2 protein-coding genes and 1 rRNA gene are annotated in these 4,111 nt (G+C 64.3%); 2 read left to right on the top strand and 1 reads right to left on the bottom strand.

Annotation, left to right across the window (positions count from 1 at the left end; translation table 11 throughout):
- Positions 1 to 30: 30 nt before the first annotated feature.
- Together rrf and AC1DGI_RS18165 are read left to right on the top strand one after the other, a co-directional pair.
- A 5S ribosomal RNA gene (gene rrf, locus AC1DGI_RS18170) occupies positions 31 to 147 on the top strand.
- Between the two features lie 203 nt (positions 148 to 350).
- Positions 351 to 911 carry a transposase family protein gene (locus tag AC1DGI_RS18165; RefSeq protein ID WP_476899830.1) on the top strand — a complete coding sequence of 187 codons (561 nt, stop codon included), beginning with the start codon at positions 351 to 353 and terminating at the stop codon, positions 909 to 911.
- A gap of 32 nt (positions 912 to 943) precedes the next feature.
- Here the strand turns inward: AC1DGI_RS18165 and AC1DGI_RS18160 are convergent, their stop codons facing one another.
- Positions 944 to 3,346, bottom strand: coding sequence for an HAD-IC family P-type ATPase (locus tag AC1DGI_RS18160; protein WP_476899831.1), 2,403 nt, complete (start codon positions 3,344 to 3,346; stop codon positions 944 to 946).
- Between the last annotated feature and the right edge of the window lie 765 nt (positions 3,347 to 4,111).

The raw sequence follows: 4,111 nt of genomic DNA, 5'->3' as shown, positions 1-4,111 counted from the left end.
CACCGGCCCGCGGGGGTGCGGACACAGGGTTACGGCGGTCATAGCGTGGGGGAAACGCCCGGTCCCATCCCGAACCCGGAAGCTAAGACCCACAGCGCCGATGGTACTGCACCCGGGAGGGTGTGGGAGAGTAGGTCACCGCCGGACAACCATTACCGCCAGGCCCCGACACCACGTGTCGGGGCCTGCGCCATTTAACGGCCCTTCGCGGATGAGCGTGGTTAGGGCAATCTGAGACTGGCGCCGCGGGATGGGCCGTTCCCGGTTCGGCGTGGTGCGACGGAAAAGAGGTCAGGGCCTTTTTGAATTGGTAGCGACCAAGCAACCAATATCCAAAAAGAGACCCTGACATGACTAACTCTATGTCTTGTTCCCATGGCCGCTGGTGCACGCGCGCGGATGCGCTGCTCGGTGTCGAAGGCGTCCACCTCAGCTCCGTCACGGCAACTGCGGCCGGCCTGGTTCTGGGCGTCGAAACCGGTGAGGACCTCACCGGTTGCCCTGACTGCGGTGTCGTCGCTGTCGGCCACGGACGCAGGCCGGTCCGGCTCCATGACATCCCGTGTTTCGGAAGGCCCGTGAGGCTGATGTGGGCCAAGCGCGTCTGGCGCTGCCCGGACCCGGACTGCCCTAGGACCACGTTCAGCGAGGAGCACCCGCTGGCAGGACCACGTGCGAAACTGACCGCCCGCGCAGTGGGCTGGGCGACGGATGCGCTGCAGCTCGACACTTCCGTTTCGGCCCTGGCTCATCAGCTCGGCGTGTCCTGGTGGATGGTCCGCGCCGCGCTGACCGAAGCCTGCCCCCTCACCCTGCCGGAGGTGGATGAGCTCAGGCCGCGGATGCTGGGCATCGACGAACACCGGTTCAGGTCCGTGCGATTCTTCCGCCACCCGACTCCGCCCATTTAGCGGCTTGAACAGCGCCTATCGACGCCCCTAGGTCAGCGGGGAAACTTCCGGCGGTGAAGCCAGGCGAGAAACTCGACCGCCAGTCCTGCGGCTCCGCCGGTACCCAGCGCCGAAATCAGGAGACTGCCCGGCGGCCAAGAGAGGATGAAGAAATCCTGCGCCACGGGGACGTTGAAAAGGAAGACCAGCGCTGCGCACATTACCGCCAGGACTCCCACCCGTCCGGCGTTGAGCGGCCGCGACACGACGGCCAGGATCCAGAGGCCCACAATCGAAAGCGTGAGGACGGACGCAGAACGAATAGCATCAGCTGCCTGCGCGCCGTCCAGTGTCGCCAATCCGTTAAGCACCAGCAAGGAACCAGCGACGATGAGCCCTGCAGGTACCGAAAACCAGAGCGAACGATGCAGGAAGCCCGGTTTGTAGCGCCGGGCATTCGGCATCAGCGCCAGGAAGAACGCGGGGATGCCGATCGTCAGGCCGTCTGTAAAGGACAGTTGGCGCGGGAGGAACGGAAACTGCCATTGCAGCAGCCCAAAAGTCACGGCGATGGCTATGGAATAGGCAGTCTTGCTAAGGAAGACGCTCGAGACCCGCTCGATGTTGGCGATGACCCGCCGGCCCTCGCCCAGCACCTCCGGGAGCCGGTCGAAGCGGCCGTCGAGGAGGACCAAGCGGGCCACCGCCTTGGTGGCGGGTGCCGCGGAATCCATGGCAATGCCAAGGTCTGCCGTCTTCAGGGCCAGGGCGTCATTGACCCCGTCTCCGGTCATAGCCACGGTGTGGCCCCGACGTTGTAGCGCGGCAACCATGTCCTTCTTCTGTTGCGGGGTGACGCGTCCAAAGACGATGTTGCTCTCCATCACCTCTTCGAGAAGCAGCGCCTCCTCCGGGAGTGAGCGTGCGTCGAAGCCATGCGCGACGTCGAGGCCGACCCTGCGTGCGATGGCGGCGACGGTCCGCGGATCGTCGCCGGAGATGATCTTCAACTCGACGCCCTCGGACCGGAAGAATTCCAAGGTGTCCTTGGCATCGGAGCGGGGTTGCTCGCGGAAGGTGAGGAGTGCGACCGGCCGCAGCCCGTCGGGTAGCCCCACCGTCGTGGCCGCCCCCGGTAGCCCGTCAGCTCCGGCCAAGAGCAGGGTTCGTAGTCCGGCATCGGCCAACCCCCCGGCCCGCTCCAAGACGCAGGCGCTGCTGGGCGCCGTAGCCTGCTTCGGCACGTCTAAGGGGCCGGCTGCCTCTCCCGCCGTCGCATCTTGGGGTTTGCACGTTCCGCCGGCCAGGACTATTTCCGGTGCCCCGAGGATCCAGGTGGGAGTCGTCCCGTTGCCGCCGCGGAAGGTGACCGCACTCCACTTCCGGGCGGAGGAGAACGGAACATATGAGATCGACTGGAATCCGCCGTCGTCCGTAAAGGCGGCCCCAAGGCTCCGTGCCGTTGCGTTCGCCTCCGGTTCGGAGGCGAACCAACCGAGGGCCTCATGCCAGCCCGGATCCGGTGCGGGTGTGAGCTGATGGACTGCTTCGAACCTGAGTCCGCCCTCCGTCAGGGTGCCGGTTTTATCCATACAGAGGACGTCGACCCGAGCGAGTCCTTCGACGGCAGCGAGTTCTTGAATGAGCACACCATGACTGGCCAGGCGGAGCCCTCCGACGGCAAATGCCACGCTGGTCAGCAGCACCAGGCCCAGCGGGACCATGGCGATCACGCTGGCGATGACGCCCACCAGGGCCGCCGTCCAAGTGCCGGTGGCGATGGCGTGCTGCCAGCCTCCCCTGGCCTGAAGATCGCCGTTGACCACAATGGCTGCGACGGGGAGGATGGCCCAAGCAATCCACCGAAGCACCCGGTTGAGGCTATTGCGGATCTCTGAATTCACGAGGGAGAAGCGGCGAGCGTCTGCCGTGAGGCGGCTGGCGAACGACTCGGCACCCACCCGTACCACCCGCGCCTTGCCGTGGCCGGCGATGATGATGGATCCCGAGAGGACATCGGTCCCATGGTCCTTGCCCACGGGGTCCGATTCCCCGGTGAGGAGGGACTCATCGGCCTCGAGTCCCGAGCTTTCGAGCACCGAGGCGTCCGCCGTCACCTGGTCCCCGGCACGCAGGACAAGGACATCGTCGCGGACTACGTCGGCCGTCGCGATCTCTTGGATCTGGCCGTCGCGCATCACCCGCGCACGTGGTGCATCCATGACCGCAAGACGGTCAAGGGATCTCTTGGCTCGGAATTCCTGGACCACCCCAATCACCGCGTTGCCGGCGGCCGACAGCCCGAAGAGCGCGTCCTGCCAGCGGCCCAGGAGCAGCAGGACGAGGAAGCTCGTGCCGACGATTGCATTGAACAGCGTAAAGACGTTGGCGCGGAAGATCTGCCACAGGCTTCGGCTGGTGGTGTCCGGTACCCGGTTGTCCAAGCCGCTTTCCATCCGGGCGGCGACGTCGTGGTGCGATAGCCCGTTCGCGGCCGGTCCTGAGACACGTCGGTGGAGCAACCGCGGCTTCTGGGTTCGGCGCTGCTCCCTCACCTCCCGATCGTAACCGGCGCGGTGGTGCGATTTGATGGGCATTGCGACCCGGCCGACGACGGCGGAGCGGCGCCGGGGCTTATCGGGCGGCACTTGGGAGCGTGGCAGGCGGGCATTTCCTGGATTCTCCGCAGGTGGGGGGACCTGCATCGGAGCGGTTTGCGGTTCGTCCCGGTTGGGTGTATTGTTTTCTAAGTCGCCGCGAGGGAGACCAGCCGAAATGCTGGAGGACCGGAGGCGGCCAATCCCCCAAAATATTCCAAAACCTGGTTCTTTCGGCGCTTTGTTTCGCTAAAGAATTTTGGTGGGGCTGGTTCGTCTGCTGATGCGGGTCTGTGAAACTGGATTTGCTTCGGAGGATGAGACCGGGTAAGTTTGAGAAGTTGCTCCGGAGCGATCCGCGGCCCTGTGGGGTTGTGGTGGTGCCGGGTGTGTCTGTTGTTTGAGAACTCAATAGTGTGCCAAGTTTGTTTGATACCAATTTATTGTATTGAATTGGTTGAATTTGCCGGGTCATGCCACCCCGTGGTGTGGTCTGGTGTTTTTGGCTGGTTTCAAATTTTGTGCATTGTGTGGTTCCCGTTTTCCCGGGGGTGCATGGTGTGTCTGTTTTTCTTCAACGGAGAGTTTGATCCTGGCTCAGGATGAACGCTGGCGGCGTGCTTA

The sequence above is a fragment of the Arthrobacter sp. 05N428_2 genome (genome assembly GCF_056397065.1).
Note: the sequence above shows the minus strand (reverse complement) of the source record. Positions and strands in the feature narration are given on the sequence as shown.

Bases quoted from the DNA above. Each gene is read 5' to 3' on its own strand.
- AC1DGI_RS18165 (WP_476899830.1), top strand. From the start codon at position 351: ATGACTAACTCTATGTCTTGTTCCCATGGCCGCTGGTGCACGCGCGCG.
- AC1DGI_RS18160 (WP_476899831.1), bottom strand. From the start codon at position 3,346: ATGGAAAGCGGCTTGGACAACCGGGTACCGGACACCACCAGCCGAAGC.